Below are 16,566 nucleotides of genomic sequence, written 5' to 3'. Positions count from 1 at the left end.
TATGAGATATTTCGATTGCGAGGTTGGACTTGCTATGTGTCATTCCACTGGGTCAATTGGCGACACACTGATTGGCCCTTTCTTTTCTCATGTCATTAATCATTATATCTTGCATTTTTTTCTACCATACGTTAAAAAGATTATTCAAAAATCAATGGAGTGAAACATGTTAAAAGCGTTTGGTAGCATGGTTAACTATACAACCAGCTTTTTTAAAACGGCCCCTATTCCCCCTTCCATTAAATTAGACACTTCAACAGCTTTTGATTATCGCAATTCATCACATATTGAAATTATCAAAAATCGCGTGCTGCGGTTTAAACAAGCACAAGCAGCATTATTTCATTATGATAATCAAATCATAGGGGCTCTGGCTGTGAGTGCTGCCAGTTGGACTGGTGGAATATTACCCCTGCCGTTGCCTTTATGGACTATTTCCTTGGCCAGCTGTGGTTATGGATGTTATCTCTTAGGAAATCGCACAAACTCAGGCTTGACTACCCAATACCGTGAAGCACTGAATGATTTACTTGACGTGTATACCTGGTCTATGAGTAATAAAAAGCATACCTGGTATAAGCTTGGTGTTCTTGAGATTCAGGAAATGATTACTACCCTGGGCCCCTGGGCTAAAAAAGACACGATTGCCGTTTGGGAAGAAAGGGATGTTGTTGCAGGTACATTTACCTCACGTGGGATAGAGCCTTCGGAAAAATTGAAAGCAAAATTAAAGGAGTTTGCGGAAGGAACAGCAATCAACAATATTTGGTTTTCAGTCTATGGGCAGGATGGCACTGATAATTTAATTCCCGCAGCGAATGCTTATCTTAAAGAATTGGCCTTAGGATCTGTAAAAAAATGTGCTCCTGATGCGGTTACAGCGTTTTTAAAATTACAATAAATTAATTTAACTCAAAGCTAGTTTTAAACTTAAAACTAGCATGAGAACACCACTGGCAAATTCAATACGTCGCCAAACGTGAGGCCGAGAAAGCAATTCGGAAAAATAATGGGTGGTAAAAGTAAGGGCTGAAAACCAAAATAAACTTGAAGTGACTACTCCCATTAAAAATGCTTGTTGATGTCCTGGAAATTGCGTGCTGCCGCCACCAATAATGACCAGACTATCAATAATGGCGTGGGGATTGAGTAAACTAAACCCCAGCGCAAAGGCGATAATTTGCCAGCGGGTAGTGACATTGGAGGGAGGCGTCACCTCTCTTTTTTTATAGAACAGGGCGCGCTTTAGCGCCTTGCTTCCATAATAAAGAAGAAAGGCTACCCCAAACCAGGTTATCCAAATTTGCAGAGTAGGATGAAGTTCAAGGACATGATGAAGACCCGCAACACTTGCGCACACCAAAATAATATCACATAAGAAGCAAATAGCAGCAGAAAGTATCGCATGTTGACGCAAGGCACCCTGACGAATTAAAAATACATTTTGTGGACCCAGTGCTGTAATTAAGGATAATCCCAACATCAAGCCATTGAAATATACCATCATAATACTGTTTACTCTTTGTTTAGGAGTGGCAATTATTGATCATTTTTGATTATAATTAAAATTAATAATTTTAATGATTAATAAATTTTTCTTATGAGACTCGATCATCGTGGTTTACAGGCCCTGGATGCCGTCATTCAAACTCAGAGTTTTGCCGCCGCTGCCAAACAATTGTTTATTACTCAACCAGCGGTGACACAACGAATCAAGCAACTGGAAAACCAATTTGGTCAACCGCTCTTAGTTCGCAGCCTCCCTTATCAGGCTACACCTTTAGGAGAAAAGCTACTAAGCTTATTACGTCGTACTCGTTTGTTGGAAGAACATTTACTACAAGAAATTCATAAGGAATTGCCTGCCCGTCTTTCTGTTGCATTAAATCGCGATAGTCTGGAAACCTGGTTTACGCGTGCATTACCCACATTAAGTCTTCTTGAAAAGTGGAATATTGATATTATTACTGATGATCAGGAGGTAACGATTGATTATTTTCGTAAAGGGTTAGTCTCTGCCTGTGTAACCAGCTACGAGCGAGCTTTACCTGGCTGTGAATGCAGTTTATTGGGACATATGACCTACTTACTGGTTGCTTCCCCCGAATTTGTTAATCGTCATTTTAATAATAAAAGAACATTAGAGGAAAATTTAACACATGCTCCTGCAATTGTTTTTGATAACCGAGACAGATTACCAGAACACTTCTTTAAGCATTTTTTTAAAAAACCATTGCCGCTTAGCCGCTATCATATGGTTCCTTCAGTCCAGGCTTATAAGGAATTCACTCTGCAAGGTTATGGCTATGGCTGGATACCTGCTTTGGATGTTACTCATGAACTGGCGCAAGGGCTGCTCCAGGAAATTTCAGCCGCTATGCGTTGGCCAATACCACTATATTGGCACTATTGGCAGCTACCAGCAAAGCAATATCAACAGTTCATTAGAAAAGTAGAAGAAGGAGCCAGGCAATTTCTAATATAAGTAATTCTGAAGCGAGTCACGAAAGCTAGGTAATTTCTACTTCTACCATACCCTCAGTCACTCGTGTCGGATAAATTTTCAAGTGCTTGGGCTTGACCATTTTTCCCAGTAAATTTCCTACAGCTTTAGGCCAGGGAGTCCAGCATTTTACAGCACCAGTTTCCAAATCAAACTCACTTCGATGGAAGGGACAAACAATGGCACATTCCTCATTGATTTTGCCTTTGTGAAGAGGTAACTTAAAATGAGGACATTGTGCTTGTAGCGCATGAACTTGCTCTTTGTGCCATATAAAAAGGATCTTATGATTATCGATGGTGAGAGTCTCGCGCTCTATATCCTGGAGACGTAGTAAATTGATAGCTGTTTTCCAAACCATAAAAGTTCCGCTTTTATTAAAAAGTGCATAATAGCAGTGCAGATTTAGCTTGTCAGCCAGCTTCAAACTATTTTAATTAAAAACTCCTTATGATCAACGTTGCAGTTGCGTGGGGAGGGGTATAAAATGCCCGAGATTATTTTCCTGCCAGTGTGATTTACCTTAAGGTAATAAATTTAAAGGAGGGAGCGTGGGCTCTTTGTTTAAAAAAAACGCAATTGTTGCCTCTTTTTTGGTAACCTATAGCATGTTGTTTGGCTCTGTGAACGCAGCGAATAAAGCAGAGTCCACTCAAAAAGCACAGACTACTACGCCCACAAAGGCCGTTACTCCATCAAATACTACTCCGGAAACTAACGCTGTTTTAAATCCCAAGGCAACACCTGTTACTCAAGGGAATGCTGCAACAGATAAGACAACAAAGACACCTGCCGCAACTACACCCGAAAATGGCAGTACGAATGCAGCAGTTCCAGTCTCAACAGATACCACAGCTCCAGCGGCCACAAGTACTACCCCTGCGTCAGCGGTTGAATTTAAAGCCGTTGATCATAGAAATCGACCGGTTGAACCCTTAATCGATGGCTATTATCCTGCCTATCCACCCACTAAACCGGCACCCGGAGTACAAGCCGAGTTAGTAGCACGTGGTGAGTATCTGGCAAAAATGGGTGATTGTATTGCTTGTCATACTGACGTTAAAGGAGGCACTCCTGCTTTTGCTGGTGGTTTGCCTATTAATACCCCTTTCGGTACCTTTTATAGTCCTAATATAACTCCTGATAAAGAAACAGGGATTGGCAACTGGACAGAAAAAGATTTTATTCGCGCTCTAAAAGAAGGGCGTGATCCCAAGGGGCGCAATTACTTTCCGGTATTTCCTTACGTCTATTTCGCCAAAATGACAGACGATGATGCGCGTGCACTTTATGCCTATTTTATGAGTATTCCCCCGGTAAAACAAAAGAACAAGCCTTTGCCCTTCCCATTTAATGTGCCGGGATCACGTTTTGCATTGTGGGGATGGAATTTGTTGTTTTTCTTTCCTGACGACAATAGTGTGGTTTACGAAGCCGATAAATCCCCACTCTGGAATCGCGGTAAATATATCGTTGATAGCTTAGGTCATTGCAGCATGTGTCATACACCCTTAAATATATTCGGTGCGGCTAAAAATCGATTTTACCTGACGGGATCCTTTATTGATGGTTACTGGGCACCAAACATTACTAAATATGGGTTGCGCTCAGCAAGTCGTTATGAAGTAGCGGACGTATTTGCTCAAGGGCAACTGATTAATAAAGCAGGACCGGTAGCCGGACCAATGGCAGAAGTTAATCATAATAGTTTGAGTTATCTTACTGAAGAAGATCGCTTGGCAATCGCTACCTATTTAAAGACAGTAACCAGTGAGGAACCACTAGGAGTACCTCCCTCAGAAAGCCAGCCTACGTTAAAGCGTGGAAAGCAAGTTTATGTTAATGCTTGTATTATTTGTCACCAACGTGGAGAGATGGGAGCACCACTTATAGGAAACGGTCCTGGTTGGTATGAACGTTTAAAGGCGCGAGGTTTAACCGGACTTTATCGTCATGCTATCCATGGTTATAACAGTATGCCAGTAAAAGGTGCCTGTGTGACTTGCTCAGATAACGATGTTATTTCAGCAGTCGATTACATTTTAAATGCTTCACTGTCTCGCTCTCAGTGGCGCGATTTAGAAACTGGCGGTGCTGCAAAATATCCTGCTAATGGCAAAGACGTTTACAATGAAAACTGCAGCATGTGCCATAACGAGGGTAAGCAAGGTGCACCAAAATTGGGTGATAAAGCAGTATGGAAGCCGCTTATCGAGAAGAATATTGATGTACTGGTCGAAAACACGATACGTGGCCCGTATCACCCCAAGAATGGTGGCTGTAAAAAATGCACCACGGGCGAAATACTTGAGGCAATTAAGTACATGGTAAGCCAGTCAAAAACCGAAGGAAATTATTCTTTGTGGTAACAAATTCAAATTTCGATTAAGACAATTGATGATTAGTCATGGTTGTCATGTGAATGACTTTAGTTGTAGCTAAAGTCATTCTAAAAATAAACCTGACATTATAAGAGGTGATATGGGGATGCAAAATGGGTTGAGGCTAAGCAAAATATTTGCTACTGCGACTGGACTGGGGATAAGCCAAATTGCAATGGCTGCAGCAGATAATTGGCAAATGAACATGTACAAAGGAGTCACTCCTCTTAGCAAAGACATGTATGATTTGCACATGATTGCCATGGTTGTCTGTGCCATTATTGGAGTTGCAGTTTTTGGTGTAATGATTTATTCATTAATACATCACCGCAAGTCAAAAGGTTTTCAACCGGCAAGTTTCCATGACAACATGCGTGTAGAAATTGTTTGGTCAATCATTCCTTTTCTAATCCTTGTTGGTCTTGCTATTCCAGCTACTAGAGTATTGATGCACCTTGAAGATGCAAGCGACTCAGACGTTACTATTAAGGTGGTGGGTTATCAATGGAAATGGCAATACCAATATCTTGATCAGGGAATTAGCTTTTTTAGCAATCTGTCCACACCTTACGAACAGATCCAAAATCAGGCACCTAAGGGACAATGGTATTTGTTGGAAGTGGATAAACCTGTGGTTGTTCCTGTGCATAAAAAGATTCGGTTTCTGGTAACTTCAAATGATGTTATACACTCCTGGTGGGTACCTGAAATCGGTATTAAGCGTGATGCCATGCCTGGTTTTATGCATGAAGCTTGGGCAAGGATAGAAAAACCTGGCGTCTATCGTGGACAGTGTGCCGAACTTTGCGGATTAAATCATGCGTTTATGCCTATTGTTGTTAAGGCAGTGAGTGAAGAAGAATTTGATCAATGGGTTTCTCAGCAAACCAAAGTAAGGGATCAGTATGCAGAAACAGAAGCAAAACCTGAAGCCCAAGTTAAAATGACACGCGAAGAGCTAATGAAGTTGGGTAAGCAGAAATACGATCAAATTTGTAGTGCTTGTCATCGTCCTGACGGTACAGGTATTCCTCCAATGTATCCGCCATTGAAGGGTAGTTCTGTTGCTGTGGGCAAGCCTATTGAGCGTCATATCAGTATTATTTTAAATGGTGTACCAGGTACGGCAATGCAAGCTTTCAAAGATCAGCTAACTGATGCTGAAGTTGCAGCAATTACCACCTATGAGCGTAATGCCTGGGAAAATAATACAGACGATGAGATACAACCCGCAGACGTCGCTAAAGTACGTCAAGGCGACAATCAAGCACCCACAATGGTGAATAAAGCTCAAGCTGGAGGTTTGCGATGAGTCAAGTGATAACGCACGATGTGGATCATGAAGAACATGAGCATGGTCCTGAACAAGGTAAAGGGGTAATTGGTTTTATTAAACGATGGCTGTTTACCACTAACCATAAAGACATTGGTACTTTATATCTGTGGCTTTCCTTAATTAGTTTTTTTGTGGCTGGTACTATGGCGCTGATTATCAGAGCAGAGCTTTTCCAGCCGGGCCATCGGTTTGTGGACCCTAACTTCTTCAATCAAATGACCACCTTGCATGGATTAATTATGCTATTTGGGGTGGTAATGCCAGCCTTCACTGGCATGGCAAACTGGCAAATTCCCATGATGATAGGGGCGCCTGATATGGCCTTGCCTCGTTTAAACAATTGGAGTTTTTGGATATTGCCTTTTGCTTTTGGACTGCTAGGCTCAACCATATTTCATAGTGGAGGTGGTCCTAATTTTGGTTGGACGATGTATGCGCCACTGTCAACAACCTATGCGCCACCTAGTACTGATTTTATGATTTTTGCCATTCACATGATGGGAATTTCTTCCATTATGGGTTCAATCAATATCATTGCAACCATTCTTAATATGCGTGCACCGGGTATGACACTAATGAAAATGCCGATGTTCGTATGGACTTGGTTAATTACTGCATTTTTGTTGATTGCTATTATGCCTGTATTGGCAGGCGCTGTTACCATGATGTTGGCTGACAGACACTTCGGCACCAGCTTTTTTAACGCAGCAGGCGGCGGTGATCCGGTGTTATTTCAGCACGTATTTTGGTTCTTTGGACATCCTGAAGTCTATGTACTAGTGCTACCGGCATTTGGTGTGGTATCGGAAATTATTCCTACTTTTAGCCGCAAACCTTTGTTTGGTTACCATTTTATGGTGTATGCGACTGCAAGTATTGCCTTTTTGTCATTCATCGTATGGGCACACCATATGTTTACAACGGGTATTCCGCTAGGGGGTGAATTGTTTTTCATGTATACCACCATGTTGATTGCGGTACCGACCGGGGTAAAGGTATTTAACTGGGTCAGCACCATGTTTAAGGGAGCAATGACCTTCGAAACACCGATGTTATTTGCGGTAGCTTTTGTATTTCTATTTACTATTGGTGGTTTTACTGGTTTGATGCTTGCCTTGGTACCTGCCGATTATCAATACCAGGATACCTATTTTGTGGTGGGTCATTTCCATTATGTATTAGTCCCTGGTGTTATTTTTGCACTCCTGGGAGCCACCTACTATTGGCTACCAAAATGGACTGGTCACATGTATAATGAAGGTTTGGCGAAATGGCATTTCTGGTTATCTGTCATTTCAGTCAATGTGACCTTCTTCCCCATGCATTTCTTGGGTCTTGCGGGAATGCCTCGTCGAATTCCTGACTACGCCCTGCAATTTACCAATTTTAATGTGGTTGTAACAATCGGTGCGTTTATTTTTGGCTTCTCACAGTTGTTATTCCTTTACAATGTCATCGCCACAGTTCGCGGCGGTAAAAAAGCGAGTGCACAAGTTTGGGAAGGTGCCCGTGGTTTAGAGTGGACATTATCATCGCCACCACCTTATCACAGCTTTACCATACCGCCTGAAATCCACTAAACGTAATAAATAAGCATTAGATCTCAGGGCCTAATGCTTTAGCTGGTTCTCCGGCGCGTGAGATGACAGTTTTTGAGAGAGAGACGTAAAATGGCTCAGAAAAGTCATACAAGATTAATTGTAATTTTGGCAACCTTAGTCCTTGGAATGTTTGCCTTTGGTTTTGCTCTGGTACCTATTTACAATAGCCTTTGCAAGGTTTTAGGCATTAATGGGAAAGTGAGCATGCAAGTTGACCACTATGACAGTAAGACTGCAAAAATTGCTACTGACAGGGAAGTGCTTGTTGAATTTGTGGCAACCAATAATGGCAACTTACCTTGGTCATTTTATCCCAAGACTACCAAAGTCAGAGTACATCCAGGAGAAATTGCCAAGTTGTCGTTTTACGCAGAGAATAGAACCAATCACCGGATGACGGTGCAGGCCATTCCCAGTGTGACACCCGGCATTGCTGCGAAATATTTGAAAAAAACAGAATGTTTTTGTTTCGCTCAGCAAACTTTAAATGGGCATGAAGCGATGGATATGCCGCTTTTATTCCATTTAGATACAGACTTACCTGCTAATGTAAAAACAATTACATTGGCTTATACACTGTTTGACGTAACAAATAGAGTAATTAATTAAAAACTCACATAAAAATAATATTGTGAGCTATAGAGAGGAGAATTTTAAAGAATGGGAGCACATGGCACTTATTACATACCCAAACCCAGTCACTGGCCTCTGGTTGGCTCAATTGGTTTAACAACCACGTTGGTAGGTGCAGCATCCTGGTTGCATCATGACTGGTATGGTCCCTATATCTTTACTATTGGTCTAGGTATTTTAGTGTTTATGATGTTTGGCTGGTTTGGTCAAGTCATTTATGAAAATCAGAAAGGGCTTTATGATTTGCAAGTAGATCGTTCATTTCGATGGGGGATGTGCTGGTTTATTTTTTCTGAAGTATGCTTTTTCGGTGCATTTTTTGGCGCACTCTTCTTCGCTCGCTGGTGGTCAATACCTCTCTTAGGCGGTGAAATCCATCCCATTACTCACATCACTTTGTGGAATGATTTTAAAGCAAATTGGCCGCTACTTATTAACCCCAACAATCAGATTTTCGTGGGTGCCGATGAGGGGATGAAGGCTTGGGGGTTGGCAGCGGTAAACACGCTTATCTTATTAACCTCCGGTGCGACTATCACTTGGGCACATTGGGCTTTAAAATTAAATAAGCGCAAGCAATTAATTGTTGGGATGATTTTTACTATCGCCCTTGGTATTCTCTTTTTAGCTCTCCAATCTTACGAGTATCATGAAGCTTATACTGAAATGAATTTGACGTTAGACGCAGGTATTTATGGTACCACCTTCTTCATGCTAACCGGTTTTCATGGTTTGCACGTAACTATTGGTACCATCATGCTCATTGTAATCCTTATCCGTTGCATCCGTGGCCACTTCACTCCCGAACGCCACTTTGCCTTCGAAGCCGTAGCTTGGTACTGGCACTTCGTGGACGTCGTTTGGCTCTTCCTTTTTATCTTTGTTTATTGGTTATAAATGCTCAATCTCAGGTTAGCAACGCCAAGCTAATCTGAGATTAAGTGTGCGGCTATTGAAACTTAGAGGATTTAAGAGTTGATTATACATGTTCGAAAGATCATTCTATCGAAACCACACCAACAAGATTCAAAAGCCATGGCTATGTATTAAGGGGCTTCTTTTTTATCTTCGCTATTCTCATTAAATAGATTACCCAGACATTGTTGCCCCATTCGCTCTAAATCATCGGGTGATGGAACCATCTTTTTAACAAAAAAATAGTTGGATCAAGCAAAGAAGAAATTTTTCTGCTTCCCATTGGCCGTAAAAGATCAATCAGGGGCGAAATAATTACATGATCGGGGCTTTTCTTTCAATCATAGCTTCACTTGGTTATCTACCAAACGAATTATTTCTTTCTCATGATCTGAAAGCGTTATAGACATAATGTATTTAAAATCGATTGTTAATGAATCATAGCTGCTGCTATTATACGTTGAGTGACGATGATAATCATTATTCCAATAATTGTCTTTATCAGAGGCATTGCAGCATTTGCTCTTTTCCACAACACCAGAAATGCAAGTAATGTGTTGAAAAGACAAGTAATTTCCTTTTAAACAAAAATCGAAAATTGTTTAAAAGGAAATTAAATGTATTATGAATAAAAAACCATACATCAATCAACATCAGCCTCAACAAGCAGAGTAATTGTTCACTTTAAGAATACTTAAGGACAAGTCTCAATACCGGAATATTTTTCCAGATTTTGTATCGGCGTCTGTAACTGCTCTATAAGCGCCGGCAAATCAATTTTTGTTCGGTGTTCGTCTAAGGCGCGTAAAGTTTCTATTTCTGGCAATTCTGGTGGTTCAGTTACACCGTAAACTGAAAGCGCATACGCTGGAGCAGATCCATAGGTCATGCTGCAAATACCCAGCGTCTTACCAAGCTCCACTAAATTTTCAGTCCACAATTGCCGCTTATTTAATTCAAAATTATGAAGTTCGAGTGAGCGCTTTAACTGTGGTGCCTCAATGCTCGAGGTTTTTGAAAACAAATTTTGCGAATCACAATAGTGATGACGTATATGGGCAGGAGTTAAAGCCTGGGGACTGCCAATTATGGTACTCCAATAGGTTTGTCGCTCATTGTATCTCAAATTATAAAATTCTTTTTTATAATTACAGAGTACTTCAATCAAAGAGTCTAGACTAAAATGTCGCTCATTTTCATGCCTTACTCCCTTTAATTGATAGACTACCCCTTTATCTCTTAGTTCTTTATATTGCTCTAGTAGCTTAAGTCTTATCTGCTCGCCCTGAGGATTCTGAGGTAGACAATTTAACATCATTTTTGCCATATACCGCACATCCTTTGCCCAAATAGCATGCTGAAAAATACTGATGGATTCAAAGACTCTTCCTGAAATATCTCTTAAGGGAGCCTTCACTAATAAATCCTCAGGGTGTTGCTTTAATATTGTTTCCATCTCATCTTGCGCAGCCAAACCAGCCAGAGTAAAGAGTACCTGTACTCTTAAATCGGGGCGTATAATTAGCAGGGCCACAATTCGCTTCACGTTACCTTCGGCAGCATATTGTGCTAATTTGGCCAATATACGGTTTTTTTGCATAAGGCTAGAGCGAAAGAAGGGAAACTCTTTCCTGCGACTACTTTTCAGCTCTTGGGGTTCGTCAGTTTTATCCAGGTAACTGGAAATGAGTGTAAAGAGATCTTCATTTAGGGTTTCCAGAGGAGACAGCTCTTTTTTCTCTTGACTCATAAGTAACTCAGAGGTGGTTAATTTTGCCTATAGTGTATTAAATAGGGCTTAAAGACAATGATATTGTGTTAGTGGTATTATTTTGCCTTTAATTCTGGAGAGGGGAAGTAGTATGTTTACAACATTTGGAATTTGGGAAAAGGAAGTAAGAAACTTAGTAAATCAACTAGATGCACGCTTATCTATTTCCTCTTCTGATTGGATGTATACAAAAGGTTTGCTTATTTTCCAAAGTGTTCAAGCTGAGGATTACTATAAATGGCTACAAAATGATACCACCGGAAGAGTCTCTGCTGAATTTATGACTAATTTGAAAATAAAGGGTTTTCAAGCGGTATTCAAAGCATTTAATCTCTATGCAGCTTCTCAGGGAGAGCTAGAGGGTATAAGCGAAAAGGAAATAAATCACTTTATTGAAGTACTTGGTACTAATCCTGAATTAATGATCTGTCATGCTTTGCAGGCAGCGGCTACAACGGAGTTAAATGATGAAAAAAAATTAAGATCTGAACAAAATCAGCCAATGACTCCACAAGAAATCAGTGCATTTGTAAAGCAACAATTTACACTAAATCAACAGAATTATAAGGACAACCTTTCTCTAGTGAGCAGACTTAGCAACCAGCTTACTTTAATGGAAGAATATTCTCAATATCGTCGCTCCATTTCAAGTGGTATAAATTCCAATAGCTTTGTTAATTCAAGTGCCAATAAAAATCAAAGCTTGGACAACAAAACTGTAGTTTCCTCTACCTCTAATTTCAGGCCATAAGCTATTTTATAAAGCGATGGAGGAGAAAGGCTATTGCAGTTTGAGATGCGTCGTCAATATGTTAAATCTAGTAAAAGATTATATCGCTGTTTTGAAAGCAAGAGGACTTATCCGCTTGGGTTTTTCTTTTTGCTTCACGCGCAAAGAAAAATGATAATTAACCACAGGTTAAACGAATTATTACTTACTTTTGGAATCGGCGCTCTTCCCGAGCTTTATCGTCATTCTATTCATAGGAATTCCTCGGATATGAAAAAAATATTCGGTTTCTGTTCTTTAGTAGTCATTAATTTTTCCGCGTTATATTTAATATACTGGTATATATTAATAATTGGCTCTACCAAGGTGGATAATGTTTTTTATATTTCCTATGAACCTTCAGGAATGCAGCTGTACTTTTATTTTGTATCATTTCCCTTTTTTCTGGTTTTGTCCTTGTTAAGCATATTGCACAGTTATTACTTCAATTTAAAGAACTCGTTATCTTTAGGAATGGTTATTATTTGGATTTCCTATCTTGCTTTATTACTTTTTATGGACATGGTGCTGCATCATTCCTCAGGAAAAAATCTTTTATACTACGGAAGCTTAATCATTTCATTTTGTGCGATTTGTTATATTATTTACACAACTTATTACCAAATTAGCCAATTAACTGAATCTTCGTCTCTAGAGAAGTATGTCAATAAGCAATAGGGCTTTAATATATTTTCTAAAATTATGCAAAAATACCTTCTTTGTTGGTGATGTAGTGCACATGATTTAATAAATGCCAACCCAATAGGTTATGTAGGTGTCATGAGTGCTCCTAATTATAGAATAAGGGCTATTTTTTATTGAAAGAAACCAGTACTTACAAAATAATAGTTAAGTAATGGAGAATTAAACTTCTGTATGAAATAATGCTGGCGACGATTAGAACATATGAGAGCAATTAGATAATTTACCGCTTTAATATTATTTTACATTAAAAAATTACAACGCTATCCACTCTTTATATAAGACCGCTTGAGAATAATAGATTGGACACACAGATGATGAGCCTACTTTCTCTTACAGGAAAAGATTTTTTATAGGAAAATAATGAGTCTGGTATACTTAAAGAAAAATAATTTATCTAGAAGCTTACCTACTATTTGCTGGATTTTGCTATTCTTTTCTCTGGTTGAAGCTGCTGCAGGGGGATTGTCTATTATATATCATTATATTTGGGAACAAAAACATTTCTAACCAAATTGGAAATTGGACAAATAGGCTTCTTTGTAGGTTTCGGCTCTTTACTAGGTGGAATAATATCTGCTGCAGTAATTGATTTAATATGTCCCAGTAGTATAGTAGTTGTAAGTTTATTAATGGGAAGCATAGGATTTTATTTTATACCAATGTGTAGGGAAAGCTATTATTATGCGTTTTGTACTCTGCTAATTGGAATATCTACCAGTCTCTTCATTTCTTGTAACAATACTCTTCTCTTAAAATCAGTTTCACGTAATGAAAAAAAACTAAGAATTGTGCAAAGTCTAAAAGCAGTCACTGAAAATATCGGAAGCAGTTTTTCTATTCTTCTAATTATGTTTTTTGCAGCACAAAATTACGCGACTATATTTCAAATACTAGGTATTACACTATTGGTATTGGGTGTTTTAGCTGCAAAAATAATTAAAAAAGAATTAAATGTAGTGGATGTTGTAAATCCTGCTAATAGACTGATTCAAAATAGAAAAGGTAAAAAATCTACATTCTTTTATGCTATTAGTAGCGTATTTTTAATTGGAATATTGTTCGCTCAACAACGCATTGCTTATCCGTTATTTTTGCAAGAAAGATTTAATAGTTATTTTACTACTGGACTATTATTTTGGTTAGATCCTATTATTGTGTCTTTATTCCAAATAAAAGTCACTCACCTGTTTTCATCAATAAAACTAAATATGGTAATGGCTATAGGAGCAATGTTTCTTGGCTTGGGTTTATTTTTGCTTGCTATTGTAAAAACTTTAATCGGTGTAATTTTAGCTATAGTTGTTTTTATTTTGGGCGAAATGTTGTTTATGCCTGCCTCATCTGTGTTGTGTTTTGAATCAACAGATGAAAGAAAAAAGGGTTTTTCCATTGGTTCTTGGAGAATAGCCTACTCTCTTGGATTGATGGTAGGGCCACTTATTTCTGGATGGTTAATGCATCACTATAGTTTTAATTCTTGTTGGTATTTAGCAAGTTTAATTGCAGCTACAGTGGTAACTATCTCTTTAATTATTAGCTATTTAAATCACTCAGATTTAGAGCAATGCATCCCTTAAAAAATTTTGCATCTAAGGGAAATTTTTTAGAAAAAACATTAAATCTGGAATCTTTCTCAGGTAGTTCAGTTGGAGATTTGATAATTCCATCGTCATCAGCATGGCTGTGATAATATTCAAAACATGCGTATTTAGCTATTTTTTCTAGGATAGTATTTTACATTCTCTGATTGGCAGCGAAAAATCTGTTTTGTATTTCCCTACAACTCCGACGAGCTCAATTAAGTCAGTAATTGCCGTCGAGGCATTTCTTGCTTTTGGTGAATAGGTGCATAAGGAGGGTTGTTGAAGCGAGTAATAAACAGTGCTTCCTGTCTGATGATTGAATTTACTTGAAACCATAATAATTGGTTCATATTCTAGTTTATAACATTCTGTATAGGCTTCACGCAGAATGTCTAGTGGTACAATTGCATTATCACTAGCGGGTGCAAATCCGGGCTTTACCTCCAGTAAAATTTCGAACAAATAGCGAGCTGTGTCATATAATAAAAAATTATTTTTAAGGTTGTTTCTTCGAAGTGGTTTAATAGATCTGTACACCCCAGTTAAGAGATAATTTACTTAACTGGAGAAAGTAATGACGATAAGAAAGGAATACCCAAAAGAATTTAAACAGGATGCCATTAGCCTGGTATTGGAACAAGGTTATGGGGTCACGGAAGCTGCAAATAATTTAGGCATTGCTCAAGCATTATTAAGCCGTTGGATAAAAGAACATAAAGAGCAAGATAGCCAAGCATTTCGAGGCAATGGCAAGTTAACTGGAGAGCGATTAGAAATACGCCGCCTGCAAGAAGAAAATAAACGCCTTAAAATGGAAAAGGAAATCTTAAAAAAGGCGGCGCTCTTCTTTGCTCAAGAAGCGAAATAAAATATTCGTTTGTGGCCCAACATAAGAGCTGGCCAGTTGGCGTAATGTGCCAATTAATGGGTATTCACGACATGGATATTACAGTTATCAGCAACGTCAAAGAAATAAACCTGATAATCCTGACCATCAGGAGATTATTGAATGGGTCAAGAAAATAGCTGAAGCCAGCCACTATTGTTATGGAAGCCGCAGGATGAAGAATGCTTTAAATGCATTAGGTTATCCAGTAGGTCGAAGACGAACTTAAAGTTTAATGAAAGAGGCGCAAATTTTTGTTCGTTATCGGAAGAAATACAAAGTGACAACAAATAGCAGCCATAAACAACCGGTTTATGAAAACGTTTTAAATAGACAGTTTGATGTTAAAGAAGCAAATAAAGCTTATGTATCCGATATTACTTAGGTATGGACTCAAGAAGGCTGGCTTTATTTAGCGGTTGTTATGGATTTATTTTCAAGAAAAATAGTGGGCTGGAGTATGGGTTCCAGAATGAAAGCAACATTAGTCTGTGATGCTCTGAATAGGGCTATTTGGCAGCGAAAACCATCATCAGGACTCGTTGTTCATTCAGATAGGGAGCTCAATACGCAAGTTACCCATACCGTAATTTATTAAAGAATAAAGGTTATATTGGTAGCATGAGTAAAAAGGGAGATTGCTGGGATAATAGGGTTATTGAGAGCTTCTTTGGAAGTTTAAAAAAAAAACGAGTTCAATGGCGAAACTATCAAACTCGATGGGAAGCTCAACAGGACATCTTGAATTACATCACCATGTTCTATAACAGCCACAGATTGCATTCTTATTTAGGATATTTAAGCCCAAATCAATTTGAAAAACAGAGTGATTCTTTTATGAAAATTGCTTAACTGGGGTGTAACATTTTCCTTGACCACTTCAGCTTAAAGCTTAAATTCAAAAGAGAAATTTAAATTACTTAAAGAAGGTAACCACATTAAGTATTCTTGTTCTTGAAACAAAACAGGAAATTCTAACTAATCCAATCGATATTTTATTTTCTGATGATTATAAAAAATTTTCCGAAGAATATTATGCGTATTGGTTATATTTGTGGCCAAATGAGTAGATTGTAACTACTCAAAGAATAATATAGCTTGTACTAGTTTCCTAATACGAAATACAAGTATTCGTTTATCCTGACTAACAAGACACACCGACATGCGGTTATAAAAGGGGGCTATTCTGAAAAAGAATCCATACCGCTTCGTGAACAGGAATGTTTATGGCTTGCCGCTCAGGGTAATTCCGTAAAACAAATTGCTCAACTTCTTAAAATTAGCCCCTATACCGTGGAAAAGTATTTAAAACACACCCGTGAAGTATTTAATTGCAGTACCCTTATCGAAGCGGTAGTGGAGGGGATTCATCGGGGTATGATTGGTAAGGTTAATTTGCATAGAAAAATAGAACGCTCTTTAGAAAGAAGAGTTAGTTTTGCCAGGCCAGTGATTACTATGCATCCTTAGATTTACCAAAATA

15 protein-coding genes and 1 pseudogene are annotated in these 16,566 nt (G+C 38.7%); 11 read left to right on the top strand and 5 right to left on the bottom strand.

Features of this window, described 5'->3' with window-relative positions; all coding sequences use genetic code 11:
- Positions 1 to 166 precede the first annotated feature (166 nt).
- Positions 167 to 901 carry a hypothetical protein gene (locus clem_RS14190; protein WP_094092144.1) on the top strand — a complete coding sequence of 245 codons (735 nt, stop codon included), beginning with the start codon at positions 167 to 169 and terminating at the stop codon, positions 899 to 901.
- A 6-nt stretch (positions 902 to 907) separates the two neighbouring features.
- On the opposite strand, the gene clem_RS14185 is transcribed toward clem_RS14190, so the two are convergent.
- Positions 908 to 1,507 (bottom strand): LysE/ArgO family amino acid transporter, encoded by a 600-nt coding sequence (locus tag clem_RS14185; protein WP_094092143.1) that lies wholly within the window; start codon positions 1,505 to 1,507, stop codon positions 908 to 910.
- A gap of 93 nt (positions 1,508 to 1,600) precedes the next feature.
- Here clem_RS14185 and clem_RS14180 point away from each other — a divergent pair, with 93 nt between their 5' ends.
- Positions 1,601 to 2,485: an ArgP/LysG family DNA-binding transcriptional regulator gene (locus tag clem_RS14180; RefSeq protein ID WP_094092142.1), complete on the top strand. Its 885-nt coding sequence runs from the start codon at positions 1,601 to 1,603 to the stop codon at positions 2,483 to 2,485.
- Between the two features lie 25 nt (positions 2,486 to 2,510).
- On the opposite strand, the gene clem_RS14175 is transcribed toward clem_RS14180, so the two are convergent.
- The gene (locus tag clem_RS14175) at positions 2,511 to 2,864 is read right to left on the bottom strand and encodes a Rieske (2Fe-2S) protein (RefSeq protein ID WP_094092374.1); all 354 of its coding nucleotides are present in this window, start codon (positions 2,862 to 2,864) and stop codon (positions 2,511 to 2,513) included.
- Between the two features lie 190 nt (positions 2,865 to 3,054).
- Here clem_RS14175 and clem_RS14170 point away from each other — a divergent pair, with 190 nt between their 5' ends.
- The 5 genes from clem_RS14170 to clem_RS14150 all read left to right on the top strand — a co-directional run bounded on the left by clem_RS14170 (position 3,055) and on the right by clem_RS14150 (position 9,351).
- Complete coding sequence (locus clem_RS14170) at positions 3,055 to 4,872, top strand: c-type cytochrome (RefSeq protein ID WP_232505503.1); 1,818 nt, start codon at positions 3,055 to 3,057, stop codon at positions 4,870 to 4,872.
- 118 nt (positions 4,873 to 4,990) lie between these two features.
- Positions 4,991 to 6,196, top strand: a complete 1,206-nt coding sequence (gene coxB, locus clem_RS14165; protein ID WP_094092372.1) for a cytochrome c oxidase subunit II — start codon at positions 4,991 to 4,993, stop codon at positions 6,194 to 6,196.
- Complete coding sequence (gene ctaD / locus clem_RS14160) at positions 6,193 to 7,800, top strand: cytochrome c oxidase subunit I (RefSeq protein ID WP_094092141.1); 1,608 nt, start codon at positions 6,193 to 6,195, stop codon at positions 7,798 to 7,800. Before coxB ends, ctaD begins: the two co-directional genes overlap by 4 nt.
- A gap of 90 nt (positions 7,801 to 7,890) precedes the next feature.
- Positions 7,891 to 8,430, top strand: a complete 540-nt coding sequence (locus clem_RS14155; RefSeq protein WP_094092140.1) for a cytochrome c oxidase assembly protein — start codon at positions 7,891 to 7,893, stop codon at positions 8,428 to 8,430.
- 51 nt (positions 8,431 to 8,481) lie between these two features.
- On the top strand, positions 8,482 to 9,351 hold the full coding sequence (locus clem_RS14150) for a cytochrome c oxidase subunit 3 (RefSeq protein ID WP_094092139.1): 870 nt from the start codon (positions 8,482 to 8,484) through the stop codon (positions 9,349 to 9,351).
- Between the two features lie 359 nt (positions 9,352 to 9,710).
- On the opposite strand, the gene clem_RS14145 is transcribed toward clem_RS14150, so the two are convergent.
- Together clem_RS14145 and clem_RS14140 are read right to left on the bottom strand one after the other, a co-directional pair.
- Positions 9,711 to 9,938, bottom strand: coding sequence for a hypothetical protein (locus clem_RS14145; protein ID WP_094092138.1), 228 nt, complete (start codon positions 9,936 to 9,938; stop codon positions 9,711 to 9,713).
- 125 nt (positions 9,939 to 10,063) lie between these two features.
- Positions 10,064 to 11,119, bottom strand: a complete 1,056-nt coding sequence (locus tag clem_RS14140; RefSeq protein ID WP_094092137.1) for a hypothetical protein — start codon at positions 11,117 to 11,119, stop codon at positions 10,064 to 10,066.
- 112 nt (positions 11,120 to 11,231) lie between these two features.
- Here clem_RS14140 and clem_RS14135 point away from each other — a divergent pair, with 112 nt between their 5' ends.
- Both clem_RS14135 and clem_RS14125 read left to right on the top strand, forming a co-directional pair.
- Positions 11,232 to 11,891 carry a hypothetical protein gene (locus clem_RS14135; protein ID WP_094092136.1) on the top strand — a complete coding sequence of 220 codons (660 nt, stop codon included), beginning with the start codon at positions 11,232 to 11,234 and terminating at the stop codon, positions 11,889 to 11,891.
- Between the two features lie 1,208 nt (positions 11,892 to 13,099).
- The gene (locus tag clem_RS14125; protein ID WP_094092135.1) at positions 13,100 to 14,191 is read left to right on the top strand and encodes an MFS transporter; all 1,092 of its coding nucleotides are present in this window, start codon (positions 13,100 to 13,102) and stop codon (positions 14,189 to 14,191) included.
- 221 nt (positions 14,192 to 14,412) lie between these two features.
- Here the strand turns inward: clem_RS14125 and clem_RS15330 are convergent, their stop codons facing one another.
- Positions 14,413 to 14,547, bottom strand: coding sequence for a hypothetical protein (locus tag clem_RS15330; RefSeq protein WP_269766795.1), 135 nt, complete (start codon positions 14,545 to 14,547; stop codon positions 14,413 to 14,415).
- 224 nt (positions 14,548 to 14,771) lie between these two features.
- Between clem_RS15330 and clem_RS14115 the strand changes: the two are divergent.
- Positions 14,772 to 15,935, top strand: a pseudogene (locus clem_RS14115) (IS3 family transposase).
- 285 nt (positions 15,936 to 16,220) lie between these two features.
- Positions 16,221 to 16,553 (top strand): response regulator transcription factor, encoded by a 333-nt coding sequence (locus clem_RS15355; RefSeq protein ID WP_094092133.1) that lies wholly within the window; start codon positions 16,221 to 16,223, stop codon positions 16,551 to 16,553.
- The last annotated feature ends 13 nt before the right edge of the window (positions 16,554 to 16,566 follow it).

This window comes from Legionella clemsonensis (assembly GCF_002240035.1).
In the GTDB taxonomy this organism is placed as follows: Bacteria; Pseudomonadota; Gammaproteobacteria; order Legionellales; family Legionellaceae; genus Tatlockia; species Tatlockia clemsonensis.
The sequence above is the reverse complement of the archived record's forward strand: the minus strand, read 5'-3'. Positions and strand labels throughout refer to the sequence as shown.

Bases quoted from the DNA above. Each gene is read 5' to 3' on its own strand.
- clem_RS14190 (WP_094092144.1), top strand. From the start codon at position 167: ATGTTAAAAGCGTTTGGTAGCATGGTTAACTATACAACCAGCTTTTTT.
- clem_RS14185 (WP_094092143.1), bottom strand. From the start codon at position 1,507: ATGATGGTATATTTCAATGGCTTGATGTTGGGATTATCCTTAATTACA.
- clem_RS14180 (WP_094092142.1), top strand. From the start codon at position 1,601: ATGAGACTCGATCATCGTGGTTTACAGGCCCTGGATGCCGTCATTCAA.
- clem_RS14175 (WP_094092374.1), bottom strand. From the start codon at position 2,864: ATGGTTTGGAAAACAGCTATCAATTTACTACGTCTCCAGGATATAGAG.
- coxB (WP_094092372.1), top strand. From the start codon at position 4,991: ATGCAAAATGGGTTGAGGCTAAGCAAAATATTTGCTACTGCGACTGGA.
- ctaD (WP_094092141.1), top strand. From the start codon at position 6,193: ATGAGTCAAGTGATAACGCACGATGTGGATCATGAAGAACATGAGCAT.
- clem_RS14155 (WP_094092140.1), top strand. From the start codon at position 7,891: ATGGCTCAGAAAAGTCATACAAGATTAATTGTAATTTTGGCAACCTTA.
- clem_RS14150 (WP_094092139.1), top strand. From the start codon at position 8,482: ATGGGAGCACATGGCACTTATTACATACCCAAACCCAGTCACTGGCCT.
- clem_RS14140 (WP_094092137.1), bottom strand. From the start codon at position 11,119: ATGAGTCAAGAGAAAAAAGAGCTGTCTCCTCTGGAAACCCTAAATGAA.
- clem_RS14135 (WP_094092136.1), top strand. From the start codon at position 11,232: ATGTTTACAACATTTGGAATTTGGGAAAAGGAAGTAAGAAACTTAGTA.
- clem_RS15330 (WP_269766795.1), bottom strand. From the start codon at position 14,547: ATGAACCAATTATTATGGTTTCAAGTAAATTCAATCATCAGACAGGAA.